The organism is Microbacterium telephonicum (assembly GCF_003651225.1).
Lineage (GTDB): Bacteria > Actinomycetota > Actinomycetes > Actinomycetales > Microbacteriaceae > Microbacterium > Microbacterium telephonicum.
Map to the genome: position 1 here is coordinate 199,542 of NZ_RCDB01000001.1, position 18,231 is coordinate 217,772.

The 18,231-nt window shown below is 71.8% G+C and carries 17 protein-coding genes; 10 read left to right on the forward strand and 7 right to left on the reverse strand.

The features are described 5' to 3' along the window. The first annotated feature begins 198 nt into the window (after positions 1–198). Both C7474_RS01060 and C7474_RS14865 read left to right on the forward strand, forming a co-directional pair. A complete protein-coding gene (locus C7474_RS01060) occupies positions 199–1,722 on the forward strand; it encodes a nucleobase:cation symporter-2 family protein (protein WP_121056865.1) in 1,524 nt (507 codons plus the stop codon). Positions 1,723–1,783: 61 nt separating this feature from the next. Further along, positions 1,784–2,422, forward strand: a complete 639-nt coding sequence (locus tag C7474_RS14865) for a helix-turn-helix domain-containing protein (protein ID WP_158597283.1) — start codon at positions 1,784–1,786, stop codon at positions 2,420–2,422. 135 nt (positions 2,423–2,557) lie between these two features. On the opposite strand, the gene hpxO is transcribed toward C7474_RS14865, so the two are convergent. From hpxO to uraD, 3 genes are all read right to left on the reverse strand, one after another. Beyond that, positions 2,558–3,745, reverse strand: coding sequence for an FAD-dependent urate hydroxylase HpxO (gene hpxO, locus C7474_RS01075; protein ID WP_121056869.1), 1,188 nt, complete (start codon positions 3,743–3,745; stop codon positions 2,558–2,560). Positions 3,746–3,832: 87 nt separating this feature from the next. Then, the gene (gene uraH / locus C7474_RS01080) at positions 3,833–4,153 is read right to left on the reverse strand and encodes a hydroxyisourate hydrolase (RefSeq protein WP_121056871.1); all 321 of its coding nucleotides are present in this window, start codon (positions 4,151–4,153) and stop codon (positions 3,833–3,835) included. Beyond that, positions 4,150–4,653, reverse strand: coding sequence for a 2-oxo-4-hydroxy-4-carboxy-5-ureidoimidazoline decarboxylase (gene uraD, locus C7474_RS01085; protein ID WP_121056874.1), 504 nt, complete (start codon positions 4,651–4,653; stop codon positions 4,150–4,152). The genes uraH and uraD overlap by 4 nt, the downstream gene beginning before the upstream one ends. Positions 4,654–4,770: 117 nt before the next feature. Between uraD and C7474_RS01090 the strand changes: the two genes are divergently transcribed. The 8 genes from C7474_RS01090 (at position 4,771) to C7474_RS01125 (ending at position 14,276) form a co-directional block, all read left to right on the forward strand. Next, positions 4,771–5,130, forward strand: coding sequence for a hypothetical protein (locus C7474_RS01090; RefSeq protein ID WP_199692337.1), 360 nt, complete (start codon positions 4,771–4,773; stop codon positions 5,128–5,130). Next, positions 5,127–5,840, forward strand: a complete 714-nt coding sequence (locus tag C7474_RS01095; RefSeq protein ID WP_121056876.1) for an aspartate/glutamate racemase family protein — start codon at positions 5,127–5,129, stop codon at positions 5,838–5,840. The genes C7474_RS01090 and C7474_RS01095 overlap by 4 nt, the downstream gene beginning before the upstream one ends. A 109-nt stretch (positions 5,841–5,949) precedes the next feature. Then, the gene (allB, locus tag C7474_RS01100) at positions 5,950–7,335 is read left to right on the forward strand and encodes an allantoinase AllB (RefSeq protein WP_121056878.1); all 1,386 of its coding nucleotides are present in this window, start codon (positions 5,950–5,952) and stop codon (positions 7,333–7,335) included. Continuing rightward, positions 7,332–8,504, forward strand: a complete 1,173-nt coding sequence (locus C7474_RS01105; RefSeq protein ID WP_121056881.1) for an acetamidase/formamidase family protein — start codon at positions 7,332–7,334, stop codon at positions 8,502–8,504. The genes allB and C7474_RS01105 overlap by 4 nt, the downstream gene beginning before the upstream one ends. A 151-nt stretch (positions 8,505–8,655) precedes the next feature. After that, positions 8,656–10,251 (forward strand): AtzH-like domain-containing protein, encoded by a 1,596-nt coding sequence (locus tag C7474_RS01110; RefSeq protein WP_241965039.1) that lies wholly within the window; start codon positions 8,656–8,658, stop codon positions 10,249–10,251. Then, the gene (locus C7474_RS01115; protein ID WP_121056883.1) at positions 10,248–11,483 is read left to right on the forward strand and encodes a pyridoxal-phosphate-dependent aminotransferase family protein; all 1,236 of its coding nucleotides are present in this window, start codon (positions 10,248–10,250) and stop codon (positions 11,481–11,483) included. The genes C7474_RS01110 and C7474_RS01115 overlap by 4 nt, the downstream gene beginning before the upstream one ends. Continuing rightward, positions 11,480–12,817 carry a Zn-dependent hydrolase gene (locus C7474_RS01120; RefSeq protein WP_121056885.1) on the forward strand — a complete coding sequence of 446 codons (1,338 nt, stop codon included), beginning with the start codon at positions 11,480–11,482 and terminating at the stop codon, positions 12,815–12,817. The genes C7474_RS01115 and C7474_RS01120 overlap by 4 nt, the downstream gene beginning before the upstream one ends. Positions 12,818–12,887: 70 nt before the next feature. Then, positions 12,888–14,276, forward strand: coding sequence for an amidohydrolase family protein (locus tag C7474_RS01125; RefSeq protein WP_121056887.1), 1,389 nt, complete (start codon positions 12,888–12,890; stop codon positions 14,274–14,276). A gap of 212 nt (positions 14,277–14,488) precedes the next feature. Here C7474_RS01125 and C7474_RS01130 read toward each other — a convergent pair whose 3' ends face one another. The 4 genes from C7474_RS01130 to C7474_RS01145 are packed head-to-tail and all read right to left on the reverse strand — an operon-like array spanning position 14,489 to position 18,156. Beyond that, positions 14,489–15,397: an ABC transporter permease gene (locus C7474_RS01130; RefSeq protein WP_121056889.1), complete on the reverse strand. Its 909-nt coding sequence runs from the start codon at positions 15,395–15,397 to the stop codon at positions 14,489–14,491. After that, positions 15,397–16,203: an ABC transporter permease gene (locus C7474_RS01135; RefSeq protein WP_121056891.1), complete on the reverse strand. Its 807-nt coding sequence runs from the start codon at positions 16,201–16,203 to the stop codon at positions 15,397–15,399. Before C7474_RS01135 ends, C7474_RS01130 begins: the two co-directional genes overlap by 1 nt. Beyond that, positions 16,203–17,045, reverse strand: a complete 843-nt coding sequence (locus tag C7474_RS01140; protein WP_121056893.1) for an ABC transporter ATP-binding protein — start codon at positions 17,043–17,045, stop codon at positions 16,203–16,205. The genes C7474_RS01135 and C7474_RS01140 overlap by 1 nt, the downstream gene beginning before the upstream one ends. Before the next feature lie 10 nt (positions 17,046–17,055). After that, the gene (locus C7474_RS01145; protein ID WP_121056895.1) at positions 17,056–18,156 is read right to left on the reverse strand and encodes an ABC transporter substrate-binding protein; all 1,101 of its coding nucleotides are present in this window, start codon (positions 18,154–18,156) and stop codon (positions 17,056–17,058) included. Positions 18,157–18,231 lie beyond the last annotated feature (75 nt).

Below are 18,231 nucleotides of genomic sequence, written 5' to 3' on the forward strand. Positions count from 1 at the left end.
TGCCGAAGTGACTGGTGAGCGCCCGGCCGGCGGCGCCGGGGGCTGCTGGGGGCACCGCGCGCGTTTCGCGCCTGTTTCGGCCTGTGAAGATCCGCGAACGGATGCCGGATCCGCTGGATTCTGCGTTCAGTCCTGACTTAACGTCGCCCTGACGACGGGGCGCGGACTCCCCTCGCGCCCGCGCAGACGGGAGCGGCCATGACCACCACAGAAGACGAGAAGGCGACGAAGGTCGCCGCCCGGAAGGCGCGCGCCGCCGAGAACGGTGTGGACTCCATCCCGCCCCTCGCGCGCCTGTTCCCGCTCGGCCTGCAGCACGTCATGGCGCTCTACGCCGGCGCCGTCGCCGTGCCGCTCATCGTCGGCGGCGCGCTCGGCTACAGCGCCGCCGACCTCGCGTTCCTCATCAGCGCCGACCTGTTCATCGCCGGCATCGCCACGATCGTGCAGTCCGTCGGCTTCTGGCGCTTCGGCGTGCGCCTGCCGCTCATGCAGGGCGTCACCTTCGCCGCGGTCGGCCCGATGATCGCGATCGGCCAGCAGCACGGCATCCAGACGATCTTCGGCTCGGTCATCGCCTGCGGCCTCTTCATGGTGCTCGTCGCGCCGTTCTTCGCGCAGCTACTGCGCTTCTTCCCGCCGATCGTCACGGGCACCGTCATCCTCATCATCGGACTGTCGCTCATGAAGGTCGCCGCCGGCTGGATCATGACCGGATCCACGCCCGAAGCCCCGGGCGCCCCGCCGCTCAGCCTCGCGTTCGCCTTCGGGACGCTGCTGTTCATCGTGCTGGTCGAACGGTTCGCGCCGCCCGCGTTCGCGCGCGTCTCGGTGCTGCTCGGTCTCGTCTTCGGCACGATCGCGGCGCTGTTCGTGCCCGGGATGACCGACTGGTCGGGTGTGACGGATGCCGGCTGGTTCGCGGTCGTCACCCCGTTCCACTTCGGGCTGCCCGAGTTCGAGATCGCCTCGATCGTGTCGATGTGCATCGTCGGCATCGTCATCATGACCGAGACGACGGGCGACATGATCGCGGTCGGCGAGATCGTCGACAAGCCGGTGACGCGTCGGCAGCTGGCCGACGGTCTGCGCGCCGACGGCCTCGGCACCGTGCTCGGCGGCATCTTCAACACGTTCCCGTACACGGCGTTCGCGCAGAACGTCGGCCTGGTCTCGCTGACGGGTGTGCGCTCGCGATACGTCGCGACGATGGCCGGCGTGATCCTCGTGGTGCTGGGGCTCATTCCGAAGGTCTCCGCGATCGTGGAGGGCGTGCCGCGGGCTGTGCTCGGCGGGGCCGGGATCGCGCTGTTCGGCATGGTCGCCGCCTCCGGCATCCGCACCCTCGCGAAGGTCAAGTTCAACAACAAGAACGTGCTGATCGTCGCGATCTCGGTCGGCGTCGCGCTGCTGCCGACGGTCACCCCGACCATCTACGACGAGTTCCCGACGTGGTTCCAGCTCATCTTCGACTCCGGCATCTCGGCCGGGGCGATCGTCGCGATCCTGCTGAACCTGCTCCTGAACACGAAGGACGTGCAAGGCGCCGAGGCGCACTCGCCGTCGATCAGCGGACACGACGCCGTGCGCGGACCCGCCGCCGCGGCGCTCGTGCACCCCGACGCGCAGGGCACCGGCCTCATCCCGACGGTCGCACTCGACGGACCGGATGCCGAGCCCGCCGCATCCGGTCGGCCCGCATCCGATGAGTCGACATCCTGACCGGCCGTCCCCCGTCCCGCCGCGCGCGAGGCGGGGGACGCGCGCCGGTAGGGTCGATGCCGTGAGCATCGAGCAGAGCGTCGCCCCCTCGATCGGCGCCCGGCTGCGGCAGCTGCGCCTCGCGCAGGGACGCTCGCTCGCGTCGGTCGCGCAGGCCGTCGGCATCTCCTCGAGCGCGCTGTCGCAGATCGAGACCGGCGCCATGCAGCCCTCCGTCAACCGGCTCATCGAGATCGTCGGCGAAGTCGGCGTGCCGGTGTCGGCGATCTTCGACGACTACGACGTGCTGCATCCGAAGGCCGCGCCTGCGGGGTCGACCGAGCCGATCCCGGGAGTTCGTGTCACCTCGAGCGCCGTCGAGGCGGGCGAGGGCGCGACGCTCGAGCAGGGCGTCGTGTACCGCCGGCTGAGCCCGGTCGGACTCGACGGCATCGATCTGTTCGAGTCGGTCTATCCGCCGGGCGCGAGCTCGAGCGTCGACGGCGCGATGCTCGTGCACTCCGGATACGAGGTCGGTTCGATCCTGCGCGGCAGGCTGCGCTTCGAGTTCACCGAGGGGTCGGTCGACCTCGGCGCGGGGGACTCGCTCGCCTTCTGGGCGACCCGCCCGCACCGGGTCGTGAACGAGTCGACGGATGCCGTCGCCTCCGCGATCTGGCTCACCCTGCGCGACCTGAGGGAGCCGGTCGACGAGGCCTGAGCCCGGGCGGTTCGGGGCCACCCCCGGTCGTTGAGCGAGGAGCGCAGCGACGAGTCGAAACGCGTGCACCCCTCGGGGCGTTTCGACTCGCTGCGCTCGCTCAACGACCGGGGAGGGTCGGCACCCCCGATGGGGTCAGAGGGCGCCGACGCCGAGGTTGATGGGACTGCCCTCGATGTTGCCGACGATGCCGCGGATGATCCCGGCGCCGTCCGAGCCGCGCAGGCTCGCGTACCAGGCAGCCGTCGCCTCGGCGTCGTACGCGTGGGTCTCGTCGCCCCGCCTGCGGGCGCGGAGCACGAGCTCCCCGGCGCGCTCGGTGCGGCTGCGTTCGTAGCGGCGCAGGGTGTCCTCGACGCTCACGGTGTTCGTGGCGACCGCGATGCCGAGCGCGAACGTGTCTTCGAGCGCCGAGCACGCGCCCTGTCCGATGTCGGGGGCCGTGTTGTGGGCGGCGTCGCCGAGGATCGCGACGCGGCCCTTGGCCCACGTGTGGAACGGGGTGATGTCCCAGATCTCGACGCGGTTCAGCGAGGTCGCGGGATCGATCGCCGCGATCAGCCGCTGCACGCCGGGCGCCCATCCGGCGAACGCGGCCTGCAGCGGCTCGGTGCCGTCGCTGCGCTCGTAGGGCAGGCCCGCCGGCTGCGGCACGTCGAACCAGAAGTAGAAGCGGTCGCCGGCGACCGGCATGACCGCCGCGCGCTTGCCTTCGGCGACGTAGGTCGTCCACGCGTCGAGGTCGCCGATCGCGGCATCTGCGGGGATGAGGCCGTTGAAGTTCGTGTAGCCGGAGTACTCGCGCACGATCTCGTCGGCGCCGTCGGGCTGCACGTACCCGCGGGTGAGCGAGCGCGCGCCGTCGGCGCCGATCACCATGTCGGCCACGTCGGTCGAGCCGTCGGCGAAGGTCACCGTGACGCGCTCGCCGTCGTCGTGGAGGGCGGTCATCCTCATGCCGAGGCGGACGCGGTCGTCGCCGACGGTGCGCATCAGCAGCGCCTGCAGGTCGGCGCGCGCCACCGGGTACGGCCGCTGGCCGGTCTGGGCCGTCACCGGATCGAGTGAGAAGTCGCACAGCACCTCGCCGGTGTGCCCGTCGAGGTAGGCCATGTCGGACATGTCGCCGCCGAGCGCGCGCACCTCGTCACCCAACCCGAGCCAGTTGAGCACCTTCACGCCGTTCGACCACAGCGACAGGGCGGCCCCGACGGGCTTGTTCTCCCGCATCCGGTCGTAGACGACGACGTCGTGGCCGAGACGTCGCAGCGCGATCGCGGCGCTCGTGCCGCCGATACCGGCACCGATGATGATGACCTTCATACCCCGCACGCTAAGCCGCGCGTGTCACGGGCGCGTTTCCCGACGGATGCGGCTCCGTTAAGTCATGACTGGACGGATGCCGGCCCCTCAACTGCCGCGGTAGGTGGAGTACGAGAAGGGGCTCAGCAGCAGGGGCACGTGGTGGTGCGGACGGTCGCCGACGGTGAAGGCGATGCTCACGCGGGGGTAGAACGTCGCGGTTCCGGTGCGCGCGAAGTACGCGCCCGTCGCGAACGTGAGGGTGTGTTCGGCGTGCGCGAGCATCTCGGGCCCGAGGGCGAGCCGGCCGTCGGCGTCGGTGACCCCCCGGGCGATCTCGGCGCCGTCCGGGCCGCTGAGTACGACCCCGATCCCGGCGGCCGGTACGCCCGCGGTCGCGTCCAGCACGTGCGTGGTCAGGTGGCTCATCGTCGTCCCTCCAGGTCGGTGCGCAGCCGCAGAAGTGCGATCTGCCGCAGCTGCTCGAGCGCCTCGGCGGCTTCGGTGTCGTCGTCGTTGCCGAGCCGGCGCCGCGCTTCGGCGAGCATCTCGTCGGGCGTGCGCCCGGCCGCGCGGATGAGGAAGACGCGGCCGAAGCGCTCCTCGTACGCGGCGTTGGCGGCGGCCATCGCCGCCGTGAGGTCGTCGGATGCGGTCGTCATCGACGCCTGTTCCCTTCGGGAGGCCGCCGCCTCCGCGGTGTCGCCGAGCGGCTTCTGACCGATGCGGGGGTGGTGGGCGAGGGCCGTGTCGAGGTCGAGTCGCGTCCAGCCGTCGGCGGCGGCACCCGCCACGCCGACGGCCTCGTCGACCGAGGCGTAGGGGCGGCCGGTGGCGACGGCATCCGCCCACGCCGGGATCGCGGCCCACACCGTCGCGGTCGCCCGCGCGTCGGATTCGGGGGCGGCGTTGAACTGTTCGAGGTGCACGAGGTGACGCTAGCGCCTGCGCCGTTTCGCGCGTGTGACGCGGGGGTTCGGGGCGTTTCGACTCGCTGCGCTCGCTCAACGACCGTCGCGGCGAAGCAGCGCATCAAGGTCGACGAGATGTTCACGATGTCCGAGCGCGGCGCCTATTGGTACAAGAACGGCTACAACCCCAACGCCATGAAGACGCTGCTGGCGGCCGGCATCCCGACGATCCTGCTCGCGATCCTGCCCAAGACCTTCGCCGACATGGGACTGTTCGACGTGTCGTGGATCGGCAACTTCACGTGGTTCATCGGCTGCGCGCTGGGCTACTTCTTCTTCACGCTGTTCGAGCGCCTCGACCCGCAGGTGCCCACCTTCGCCGGCGAGACCGACGGCATCTCGGACGGCACGCTCGACGGCGCCGCCGCGACGGTCGGCAGCGAGCCGCCGGCCATCTCGGCCGAGGTGCCCGTCGTCACGGAGCCCGCCCCGTGAGGATCACCCTCCTCAACCCCAACACCTCCCGGGCGATGACCGACAAGATCGCGGTCGCCGCCCGGGCGGTGGCGGCGCCCGACGTCGAGATCACGGCCGTGAACCCCGACGTCGGCGCCCCGGCCATCGAGAGCCACGGCGACGAGATCCTCGCCGCGTCGGCCGTGGTCGAGCTCATCGAGGCCGACCTCCGCGCCGGCGGCAGCGACGCCTACGTCATCGCGTGCTTCGGCGATCCCGGGCTGGATGCCGCCCGCGAGCTCGTCGACGTCCCCGTCGTGGGTGTCGCCGAGGCCGCGATGCACCTCGCCGCGATCGCGGGACGCTCGTTCGGCGTCGTCACCACCCTCACCCGCACGCTGGGTCGGGCGCGCGACCTCGTCGAGCGCTACGGCATGTCGAGGGCGTGCGTGAGCCTCGCGGGCTCCGGCATCCCGGTGCTCGACCTCGAGGACACGAGCTCCGAGGCGTACGAGACGATCGCCCGCCTGTGCGAGGACGCGGTCGCCGCCGAGGCGGATGTGATCGTGCTCGGCTGCGCGGGGATGGCCGATCTGTGCGCGGCGCTCGCCGTCCGCGTCGGCGTGCCCGTCGTCGACGGCGTCGCCGCGGCCGTCGGCGTCGCGAGCTCCATGGCGAGGGCGGGCATCGGCACGAGCAAGCGCGACGAGTACGCCCCGCCGCCGCGGCGCGCGGCCCTCGTCGGGTGAGGCGCCCGGGGTCGATGTCACACGCCCGTTACGTCGGGGCAACGGGACGCGTCATGTCAAGCAATAGCTTAAGGATGGCCCCCGTACCCGCCCCCTTCCAGGAGAGCGCATGACCGACCGCTTCACCGTCCGCGCGTCCCGCGCCTTCATCGACGGTGCGTTCCGCCAGGCATCCGTGGTCGTCGACGACGGCGTCATCGCCTACGTGCTGCCGCACGACGCGCGCGTGCCGCGCAGTCGCACGGTGCTCGTGCCCGACGACGCCGTGCTGCTGCCCGGCCTCGTCGACTCGCACGTGCACGTCAACGAACCGGGCCGCACCGAATGGGAGGGGTTCCGGTCCGCGACGCTCGCCGCCGCCGCCGGCGGGGTGACGACCCTCGTCGACATGCCGCTGAACTCGATCCCCCCGACGACCACCGTCGATGCGCTGCGGGTGAAGCAGGATGCCGCCGCGCCGGCGGCGTTCGTCGACCTCGGGTTCTGGGGCGGCGCCGTTCCGGAGAACCTCGGCGCGCTCGCACCGCTGCACGCGGCCGGGGTCTACGGGTTCAAGTGCTTCCTCGCCCCCAGCGGCGTCGACGAGTTCGGCCACCTCGACCGGGCGCAGCTCGACGCCGCGATGGACGAGATCGCCGCGCTCGGGTCCCGCCTCATCGTGCACGCCGAAGACCCCGCGCACCTGCACGGCGACGGCGAGCTCGGCCGCGGCTACGCGGGCTTCCTCGCGTCGCGTCCGCCCGAGAGCGAGGAGGCGGCGATCGACGCCGTCATCGCCGCCGCACGCCGCACCGGCGGGCGCGCACACATCCTGCACCTCAGCGACGGCCGGGCGCTCCCCGCGATCCGCGCCGCCAAGGCCGAGGGCGTCGCCCTCACCGTGGAGACCTGCCCGCACTATCTGACGATCGTCGCCGAGGACATCCCCGACGGGGCGAGCGAGTTCAAGTGCTGCCCGCCGATCCGCGAGGCCGCCAACCAAGACCTGCTGTGGGAGGGGATCGTCGACGGCACCATCGACGCGATCGTCAGCGACCACTCGCCCTCGACCGTCGACCTCAAACGGGCCGGGGCCGGCGACTTCGGCCTGGCGTGGGGCGGCATCGCAGGGCTCCAGGTGGGGCTGTCGGCGGTGTGGACCGAGGCGCGCGGACGCGGCATCCCTCTCGAGACCCTCATCCCGCTGTTCACCACCGGTCCCGCCGGTGTCGCGGGGCTTCCCGACGCAGGTCGCATCGCCGCCGGTGCGCCCGCCCACCTCACTGTGTTCGGGGTCGACGACGCGCTTCCGGTGCGCGCGGCCGACCTGTTGCACCGCAACCCGATCACCGCCTACGACGGGCGGATGCTGACCGGCAAGATCCGCCGCACGTGGCTGCACGGTGCCGTGGTCTTCGACGTCACCGAAGGCGGGCCCGGCGAGGCGCCCTGGCGTCGACAGGCTCCGACGGGTCGTCTGCTCGCGTCGCCCCACGCCGAGCGGGTCGACGCATGACCGCGGCGGCATACGGCTCGGCGCCCGGGTCGTCTTCGCCCACAGGGCCCATCCTGCAGACGGGCGTGGGGCCCATCCCGGGCGACCACTATGTGCCCGCGACCGCGGACACCGTGCTGTGGGGGCGGCTGCCCTGCGCTGTGGACGCGCCCGTCGTGCGGATCGCCCCCGGCGAGACGGTCACGTTCGACACCGTCAGCCACGAGGGGATCCTTCCCGATCAGGGGCAGGACCCGCTCGGCTACTTCACCGCGCACGGCGTCGCAGCCGACGCGGTGCTCTCCGACGCCGTGGCCATCGCGGCATCCGTCCCGCGTGACGCCGCGCTCGACGGCCCACACGTCGTGACCGGGCCTGTGTTCGTCGACGGTGCGGAACCCGGCGATCTGCTGAAGATCACCGTCGTGACCCTGGCGCCCCGCGTGCCGTACGGCGTCATCTCGAACCGTCACGGCAAGGGGGCGCTGCCCGGCGTACTGCCGCGGGGAGCGGGAAACGTCAGCGTCTTCACGCCCGTCGAGGAACGCGACGGCCTCCTGGTCGGCGTGCTGCCGGTGCACGAGGGCGGCGACCGTGTCGTCGCGTTCCCGCTGGCGCCGTTCCTGGGCACGATGGGCGTCGCCGTCACGGGGCCCGACCGCCCGCACTCGGTGCCGCCGGGTGCGCACGGCGGCAACATCGACATCAACCTGCTCGTCGAGGGCACCGTGCTCTATCTGCCCGTGCAGGTGCCCGGCGCACTGGCCTACGTCGGGGATCCGCACTTCGCGCAGGGTGACGGCGAGGTCGCACTGACCGCGCTCGAGGCGTCCCTGCGGGCGACGCTGCGCTTCGATGTGGTGCCCCGCGACGAGGCGCTCACCGCGTTCGGCGCGCTGACGGGTCCGCTCGTGCGCACCCCGGAGTACCTCGTGCCGACGGGACTCGATCCCGATCTCGGCGAGGCGATGCGCAAGGCGGTGCGCGCCGCACTCGACCTGCTCAATGCCCGCTACGGCATGGACGAGCACCTCGCCTACGCGTACCTGTCCGCCGCGACAGACTTCGACATCTCCCAGGTCGTCGACGTCGTCTGCGGCGTGCACGCCCGCATCCGCGAATCGGACTTCGCCGCCGTGACGGCCGGGGAGCACCCGGCCGGGGAGCACGCACCCGGAGCGGGTTCGTGATCGTGCGCACCCGCCACGCGGGCTCCACCGGCCGCCCCTCGGTGTTCGCAACTCCGGAGATCCAGGCGGCAAACCGTCCCGAAAGCGTTACCCGCGCCCGCCGCCGACCGGTTATCCGGAGTTGTGAACACCCGAGCGAAGGGAGCCGCGCGTGAGCGCCGACGAGATCCCCGCAGACCTGCTCGCGGCGTTCGAGGCCTACGAGCGCGCGATCCTGGCCAACGACCTCGATGCGCTGGATGCGGCATTCGCACCGGGAGCGGACACGCTCCGCGGGGACGGTGCCGGACTGCTCGTCGGGCACGACGCGATCAGCGCGTTCCGCGGCGTGCGCGGCGGGGTGCCGCCCCGCACGATCGAGCGGATCGAGTACCGCCCCCTCGGCGACGACGTCGCCCTGCTCGTCTCGGTGTCGCGGTTCGTCGGCGGCGGAACGGGCCTGCAGACCCAGGTGTGGCAGCGTCTCGACGGACGGTGGCTCATCACGGCGGCCCACGTCACGCCCCGCGCGCAGGCGCTCGACCGCACCGTGTGGCGCACGGTCGGCGACCCGCTGTGGCAGGGCGCCTGGGAGGGGCCGCTGCGCGGACTGACCGTCGCGGTCAAGGACCTGTTCGCGATCAAGGGCTACCGCATCGGCGCGGGAAACCCCGCCTTCCTCGACAGCGCCCGCCCCGAGACCACGAGCGCGCCCGCCGTCACCGACCTGCTCCGCGGCGGCGCGTCGCTGCGGGGCATCGCGCGCACCGACGAGTTCGCGTACTCGATCGCCGGCGACAATGCGCACTACGGCACCCCGCCCAACGGTGCGCTGCCGGGCGCCCTGCCCGGCGGATCGTCGAGCGGACCGGCATCCGCCGTCGCGACGGGCCAGGCCGACGTCGCCCTCGCCACCGACACCGCCGGCTCGGTGCGGGTGCCCGCGTCGTACCAGGGCCTGTGGGGTCTGCGCACCACGCACGACCTCGTGCCGCGCCAGGGGATGCTGCCCCTTGCACAGAGCTTCGACACCGTCGGCTGGCTCACCCGCGACGGACAGACGCTGCAGCGGGTCGTCGACTGGTGCCTCAGCTACGACGGCTCGGAGTCGACGGAGAGCGTCTTCGGCGCCTCCGGCGAAGACCTGCCGTGGCACTTCGTCGTCCCCGACGAAGTGATGGATGCCGTCGAACCGGCGACCCGGGACGCGTTCGATCTGCTGCTGAGCCGCCTCGCCGCATCCGATGGGCCGACGGCCGTCGCGCGGGTGTCGATCGGCGACCTCGGCGCCTACTACGAGCCGTTCCGGCTCGTGCAGGCCGCGGAGGCGTGGCGCAACAACGGCGACTGGCTGCGGTCGCACCCGGGCGCCGTCGGCCCCGCCGTCGCGGAGCGGTTCCGCTTCGCGGCCGGTGTGACCGCCGCTCAGGAGACCGCCGCCCGTGACGCGCTCGCGCCGCTGCGCGAGGAACTCGAACTGCTCGTGCAGGACCGCGTGCTGATCATGCCCACCGTCCCCGGCCCCGCGCCGATGCGCACCGCGCGGGGCGAGCGGGTCGACGCCGTGCGGCAGGCGACACTGCGGATGACGACGCCCGCCGCCATCGCCGGATTCCCCGCCGTCTCGGTGCCGCTGCTGACCGTCCCGTCGGCGCTCGGCCCCGCTCCGGTGGGCGTGTGCCTCGTCTCGCGCGCCGGAACCGACATCGCCCTCGTGCGCCTCGCGCGGCGCCTGCACCACCTGCTCGACGAAACGGATGCGCCATGATCCCCGGCCCCATCGACCCGCCCGCCCGACTGCTGATGGGACCGGGTCCCATCTCCGCCTACCCGAGCGTGCTGCGCGCCATGTCGGCCCCGTTGGTCGGCCAGTACGACCCGTTCATGACGGAAGCGATGACCGAGACGCAGGAGCTCTACCGCGGCGTCTGGAACACGCGCAACGACGCGACCCTGCTCGTCGACGGCACCTCCCGCGCCGGCATCGAGGCCGCGATCGTCTCGCTCGTGCGCCCCGGCGACCGCGTGCTCGTCCCTGTGTTCGGACGCTTCGGGCATCTGCTCGCCGAGATCGCCGAGCGCGCGCTCGCCGAGGTGCACACGATCGAGACGGAGTGGGGCCAGGTGTTCCCGGCATCCGTCATCGAGGAGGCGATCGTGCGCGTGAAGCCGACGCTGCTCGCCCTCGTGCAGGGCGACACGTCGACGACGATGAACCAGCCGCTCGACGAGATCGGCACCCTCTGCGCGCGCCACGGCGTGCTGTTCTACACCGATGCGACCGCGTCGTTGGGGGGCAACGCGTTCGAGGCCGACGCGTGGGGGCTGGATGCCGCGACCGCCGGACTGCAGAAGTGCCTCGGCGGCCCCAGCGGGTCGTCGCCGATCACGCTCTCGGACCGGGCGGTCGAGGTCGTGCAGGCGCGCAAGAAGATCGAGGCCGGCATCCGCGAACCCGGCGACCCGTCGGCGCCCGACTTCGTGCGGTCCAACTACTTCGACCTCGGCATGATCCTCGACTACTGGGGCCCGCGACGGTTGAACCATCACACCGAGGCGACCTCGATGCTGTACGCGGCGCGCGAGTGCGCGCGCGTGATGATGTTCGAGGGACGCGACGAGGTCATCGCCCGGCACGAGCTCGCCGGCCGCGCGATGCTCGACGGCGTGCGGGCGCTCGGCCTGCAGGTCTTCGGCGACGTCGCCCACAAGATGAACAACGTCGTCGCCGTCGAGATCCCGCCGGGCGTGCCCGGGGATGCGGCCCGCGCGGCGCTCCTGGAGGACTTCGGCATCGAGATCGGCACGTCGTTCGGGCCGCTGCACGGACGCGTGTGGCGCATCGGGACGATGGGCTACAACGCGCGCAAGGACGCCGTGCTGACCACGCTCGCCGCCCTCGAGGCGGTGCTGCGCCGCTTCGGGGCCGCCGTTCCCGCGGGCGGCGGCGTCGAGGCGGCCCTGGATGTGTACCGGGCTGCGTACCGGGCGGCGGCGTGAGTCGCGCGCCGCTGCTGCACGCCTCGCCCGACCAGATCGCGGCGGCGGCGCGCCGGGTGATGGCGCGGTGCGACGAGCTCGCCCGGGTCACCGCGACGTCGGGGCGCATCGAGCGCGTCTACCTCTCGCCCGAGCACGCGCGCGTCAACCGCCTCGCGGCCGAGTGGATGCGGGAACTCGGCATGCGCACCTGGCAGGACGCCGCCGGCAACCAGGTCGGCCGCCTCGAGCCGGCCGGGTCGTCGCGCATCGACCAGCGCGCCGGCGGGCACCGCGGTCCCGCGCTCCTGCTCGGATCGCACCTCGACACGGTGCTCGACGCGGGACGCTACGACGGCATCGTGGGCGTGCTGATGGCGCTCGAGATCGTCCGACTGCTGCGTATGCCGGATGCGGCATCCGAAAGGTGGACGAGCGGGCTGCCGTTCGCGATCGAGATCGTCGCCTTCTCCGACGAGGAGGGCACCCGGTTCGGCAAGGCGCTGCTGGGGTCGTCGGCGGTCGCCGGCACGTGGGAGCCCGCCTGGTGGGATCTGACGGATGCCGACGGCACGACGCTGCACCGCGCCTTCCTCGAGTTCGGACTCGACCCGGGACGCATCGGCGAGGCCGCGCGACGTCCCGACGAGATCGTCGCCTACCTCGAGGCGCACATCGAGCAGGGTCCCGAGCTCGACCGCGCCGCCGAGCCGCTCGCCGTGGTCTCGTCGATCGCGTCGGCACGACGCTTCCAGCTCGTCGTCGAGGGTGAGGCGCGTCACGCCGGCGGCACCCCTTACGACATGCGCCGCGACGCGCTGCTGGGCGCGAGCGAGGCGGCGCTCGCCGTCGAGCGGATCTGCGCCGCCGAGCACCACATCATCGGCACCGTGGGGCGCTTCGAGGCGTTCCCCGGCGCGGTGAACGTCATCCCCGGCGAGGTGCGGTTCTCGCTCGACCTGCGGGGCGAGTTCGACGGTGAGCGCGACCGCGTGTGGGGGTCGCTGTCGCAGGAGCTCGACGCGATCATGGGCCGGCGCGGTCTGCGGTGGCGGTCCCGCGAGGTGCACGCCGCGCCCGCGGTGTTCTGCGCACCGCTGCTGCAGGATGTGCTGCGCGCCGGCATCACGCAGACCCTGCCGTCGCGGCGCGAGGAGCCGCCCGTCATCTTCAGCCGCGCGGGCCACGACGGCATGGCGCTCGGCGCGATCGCCGACGTCGGGATGCTGTTCCTGCGCAATCCCGACGGCGTCAGTCACCACCCCGACGAGGCGGTGTCGGCGGGCGATGTGGCCCACGGCATCCGTGCCCTGGCCGAGTCGGTGCTGCACCTCGCGGCCGAGCCTGCGCGTTAAGTCCCGACTGAACAACGATCGTCGCCGCGGCGTGACGGCGCGGAAACATGCGCGGCATAGCCTGCTGAGCATGTCGCTCCTCGTCGTCCATGCGCGCCTCATCACCGTCCCCGCCGGCACGACCGATCCCGGCTACGTCGAAGACGGCTGGATGCTGGTCGGCGACGACGGACGCATCGCGGCGCTCGGGTCGGGGGAGCCGCCGGCCGACGTGACGGCATCCGTCGGCGCCGACGACACGCTCGACGCCGCCGGCAAGTTCGTCGCGCCCGGCTTCGTCTCCAGCCACTCGCACCTGTTCACGTCGGGACTGCGCGGACTCGGCGTCGCCGACACCCTCTACGGCTGGTGCGACGCGATGCTCGGCACCACGCGCCACATGACGCCCGAGCAGATGTACTGGTCGACCCTGCACGGGTCCCTCGACTTCCTCGGCAACGGCGTGACCACGGCGTACAACTTCACCGACCCGTTGCAGTCGTGGGAGTCGATGGTCGACGGCAAGCGCGTGGGCGATGCGCCGCTGCGCGGCCTCGACTACCACTACCGGCAGGCAGACGGCACGCGGGATGCCGGCATCCGCTTCGTCGACGCGTCGGGCATGGACGTGACCGCCGGCAGTGCCGACGAGGTGTTCGCGCGCTTCGCCGCCGAGGTCGCCCACACGCGCACGTTCGACCCCGACTACGCGCTGGGCGCGTCGATCATGGGCCAGGTGCAGTGGTCACCGCACCCCGAGGCGGCCGAGTTCGAGGTCGAGGCCATGCGCCGCCACGGGGTGACGAACCAGGCCCATTTCCTCGAGTCGCCCGAGGCGATCGAGCACCAGCAGTCGAAGTTCGCGCTGTACGAGGACGCCGGCGCGCTCGGACTCGGGCTGATGTTCGGCCACTTCATCCAGACGACACCCGAGATCATCGAGCGCGCCGTCGCCGGCGGGGCGTCGATGTCGTGGCAGCCGGCATCCAACGGGCGCCTCGCCTCGGGCACCGCCCTCGTGCCGGAGATGCTCGAGATGGGCATGAAGGTCGGCGTCGGCCTCGACGACCAGGCCTGCACCGACGTGTCGGATCCGTGGCAGAACATGCGCATGGGCATCTACATGCAGCGGGCGCGGCTCAAGGATCCGGCGGCGATGATGCCCGAGCTCATGCTGCGCCTGCACACGCTCGGCGGCGCCGAGATCATGGGCGTCGACGACCGGGTCGGATCGCTCGAAGTCGGCAAGTTCGCCGACTTCGTCGTCGTCGACCCGCGGATGCCGGACGTCGGGCCGCTGTGGCACCCGGTGCGCTCGTACGTGCTCGCGATGAGCCCCCGCAACCTCGAGGCCGTGTACGTCGGCGGCCGGCTCGTCAGCGACCGCGGGGTCTCGACGAACCCGCTCGCCGCCGAGGCGTCGGCGAAGGTGCACGAGCTGCCCGCCGCCCTCATCCCGCTCCGCGGCCACCCGCACTGACGCGCGGGGGTCGGGCGTTTCGACTCGCTGCGCTCGCTCAACGACCGGGGGCGGGGCGGCGCGCGTCTCTCCGTCGAGACCGCGGTCTCGCACCGAGACCCGGTGAAAAACCGTAGGGTCTCGGTGCGAAACGCGGGTCTCGCTGAAAGGGGCTCGCGACGCGTTCCGGGCGTTGAGTGAGGAGCGCAGCGACGAGTCGAAACGCGCCGGGCTCAGGCGATCGAGACGGCCATGCCCATGCGGGCCAGCACGACGTTCTCGAGGATCTGCACGATGTTGTAGAGCACGAGCGTGATGAGCGTGATGAGCGCGATCGCGCCCCACAGCTGCGCGAACTGCGCCTGCGCGTTGAACTTCAAGATCGCGCCGCCGATGCCGGCGCCGGTCGAGAGCCACTCGGCGAGCAGGGCGCCGGTGACCGCCGAGGGAACCGACACGCGCATCGCCGCGAACACCGACGGCAGCGCCCCCGGGATGTTGACCTTGCGCAGGGCCATGAAGCGACTGCCGCCGAACACGTGCACGACGTCCAGGCTCTGCCGGCTCGCACGGCTCAGGCCGAACAGCACGTTCGCGAGCGCCGGGAACAGCACCACGACGGTGCCGATGACGGCGACGGATGCCGTCGTCCCGCGGCCCGTGATGAGGATGATGACCGGGGCGATCGAGACGAGCGGGATCGTGCGCAGCAGCAGCACGAGCGGCATGACCCCGGCCTCGACGGCCTTGGACAGGCTGAACAGCACGGCCAGCACGATCGCGACGACCATGCCGACGGCGAAGCCGATCACCGAGTCGACGAGGGTCTGCCCGAGCAGCGGGAAGAGCTGGTCGCGGTGGGCGGCGGCATCCTCGTCGGTGAAGAGGAAGGCGAAGACGTCGAGCGGCCCCTTCGCGACGTAGGGAGAGATGCCGGTGAAGCTCACGACCGCCTGCCACAGCGCCAGCAGCACGACGATCGTGATGAGGGCGTTGCCGAGCGAGCGCCCGAACGAACGCGCGACGGCCCGACGTCGGTCGGCGCGCAGGCGCGCGAGCGCGGCGGCATCCGCCTCGAGGGCGATCTTCGCGGTGGGCTGCGCCGGCGGTTGCAGCACGTCGACGGTGTCGTTGTCGGCCATCAGACGGCCCTCCCCGCCACCCAGGGCGTCACGAGTCGGATGAGCAGGCCCACGATGCCGTAGGCGGCGAGGGCGAACACGGCGCACAGCAGGAACACCGACCACACGCCGGCCGAGTCGAGCTGCCCCTGCAGGCGGATGAGGGTGGGCCCGACCCCGGCGGTGATCGCGCCGAGGTACTCGCCGAGCACGGCGCCGAGGAACGCGGTGGGCACCGCGATCTGCAACGCGTTGAGGATCGCCGGCAGCGCGGCGATGAGGCGCACCTTGCGCAGCTGCGTCCACCGGCCGCCGCCGTAGACGCGCACGACGTCGAGGGCGGAGCGGTCGGCCGCCTTGAACCCGAGGATCGAGCCGACCACGGTGGTGAACACGCACACCAGCGCGGCGAGGAAGATCGCCGTCGCCGACGGGTCGCCCGGGTTCTTCGCGCCGCCGAGCACGACGACCGAGATGCCGCCGACCGCGACGATCGGCAGGCAGTAGCTGACCACCGCGATCTGCGTGATGACCGTCTCGGCCTTCGGGAACAGCAGCACGACCGTCGCCAGCAGCAGCGCGATGCCGTTGCCCCAGAGATAGCCGATGCCCGCGGCTGCGAGCGTCGGGGCGAACACGCTCCACGCGCCCGCGATGTTGCCCTGCACGAAAAGCCAGTCGACGACGGCGCCGGGCGAGGGCACGGGGGTGAACGAGGTGCCGTCCTGCTGCGGGAAGGCGACGATCGAGAAGATCCACCACGCGAGGATCAGCACGGCGCCGCCGATGAGGCCGGCGAGCCAGCCCGGGATGCGGGTGCCGGTCATCACGCCTCCGCTTCGGCCCGCCCGTCCGAGCCGAACAGCAGCTCGGATGCCTGGTCGACGTAGGCGTGGAATTCGGGGGAGCGCATGATGTCGGGCGTGCGCGGGCGCGGCAGGTCGATCTCGATGATCTGCTTGACGCGGCCGGGGCGCGGCGACATGACGGCCACGCGGTCGGCGAGGAAGATCGCCTCGCTGATCCCGTGGGTGACGAGCAGGGTCGTGGCGGGCTTCTCTGTCCAGATGCGCAGCAGCTCGAGGTTGAGGTTCTGCCGGGTCATGTCATCGAGCGCGCCGAAGGGCTCGTCGAGCAGGAGCACGGACGGCTTGAGCACGAGGGCGCGGGCGATGGAGGCGCGCTGGCGCATGCCGCCCGACAGCTGCGCCGGCTTCGCGTTCGCGAAGTCCTTCAGGCCGACGAGGCCGATGAGCTCGTCGACGTAGGCCTTGTCGACGCTCTTGCCGGCCACCTCGAACGGCAGCTCGATGTTCCTGCGCACGCTGCGCCACGGCAGCAGGGCGTGGTCCTGGAAGGCGATGCCCAGCTCGCTGTTCGCGCGCAGCTGGTCGGGGGTCTCGCCGTCGACGAGCGCGACGCCGCTGGAGGGGCGCTCGAGCGAGGCGAGGATGCGCAGGATCGTCGACTTGCCGCAGCCCGAGGGGCCGAGGAGGGCGAGGAAGGAGCCCTTCTCGGTGTGCAGGTCGGTGTCCTGCAGCGCAGTCAGCGACGAGCCGCCGCGCAGCGCGAAGGTCTTGGAGAGGCCGGTGATGTGGATACCGGTACCGCCGGTGCCCCCGTGGGGAGGCACCGGGGCACCGGCATCCGTGTGGGTCAGGTTCGACATGAGGTCCGGATCAGGGGAGGTAGTTCACCAGGTCGGGGTTCTCGGCGTAGATCTCGTCGATGATCGTCGTGTCGAACAGCTGGTCGGCCGACAGGTCCCACCCAGCCGCCTTCAGCGACGCGAGGGTCTGGTCCTTGAGCTCGTCCGAGATCGTGAACAGGCCGTTCGCCTCGGTCTCCTCGGTGGAGATGAGCTTCGCCTGCGCCTCGATGCCGGCCTTCACCTTGGCGGGGTCGAGGTCGCCGAAGGTGAGGTCGCCGGCGGCCGCCGACTCGTTGTAGTGCTCGGTCACCTTCGTGACGATCTCGTCGATCGGGTCGGTGAAGGTGTGCGTCCAGCCCTTGATCTCGGCGATGAGGAAGGCCTTCAGCAGGTCCTTGTTCTCGGCGAGGTACTGGTCGGTGACCGAGAAGGTCTCGGCGACGTAGGGCACGCCGTTCTCGGCGTAGGCGAGGTTGGTGACCGGGTAGCCGGCCATCTCGACGGTGATCGCCTCGTTCGTCAGGTACGCCATGAAGCCGTCGACCTCGCCGTTCATGAGCGGGGTCGGGTCGAAGTCGACCGGGACGATCGTGAGCTCGCTCGCGTCGATGTCGTTGGCGGCCAGCAGGGCGGCGAACACCGAGGCGTTGGAGTCCTGCACGCCGATCTTCTTGCCCTTGAGGTCTTCGGGCGTCGCGATGTTCGCGCCGTCGGCGAGCGAGACGATCGTGAACGGGTTCTTCTGGAACGTCGCGCCGATGATCTTCAGCGGGGCATCCTGCTCGGCCACGGCCGCGCCGATCGATGCGGCGTCGCTGAGGGCGACCTGCACCGTTCCGGACAGGAGCTTGGCCACTCCCGTGTCGGGGCCGGCGATGCCGGTGACGGTGCCGAAGCCGGCCTCGTCGTAGTAGCCCTCGTCGTAGGCGTAGAACTCGCCGGCGAACTCCTCGTTCTTGATCCAGGAGTACTGCACGCTGATGTCGCCGTACGAGGCGCCCTCGGCGGCGCCGGACTCGGCGGCGGTGGGAGTGGTGGAGGAGGAACAGGCGCTGAAGGTCAGCGCGGCCGCGGCGGCGATCGCGACGATCGCGGCCCCGCGGCGGCGGGTGGAGCGGGTGGTGTGCATCGGGTCTCCTTGTGCTGCGCCTCGCGGCGCCGTGGACGCGCGGGTGCGCGGGTGCTGTGAGCCGACGCTAACCGT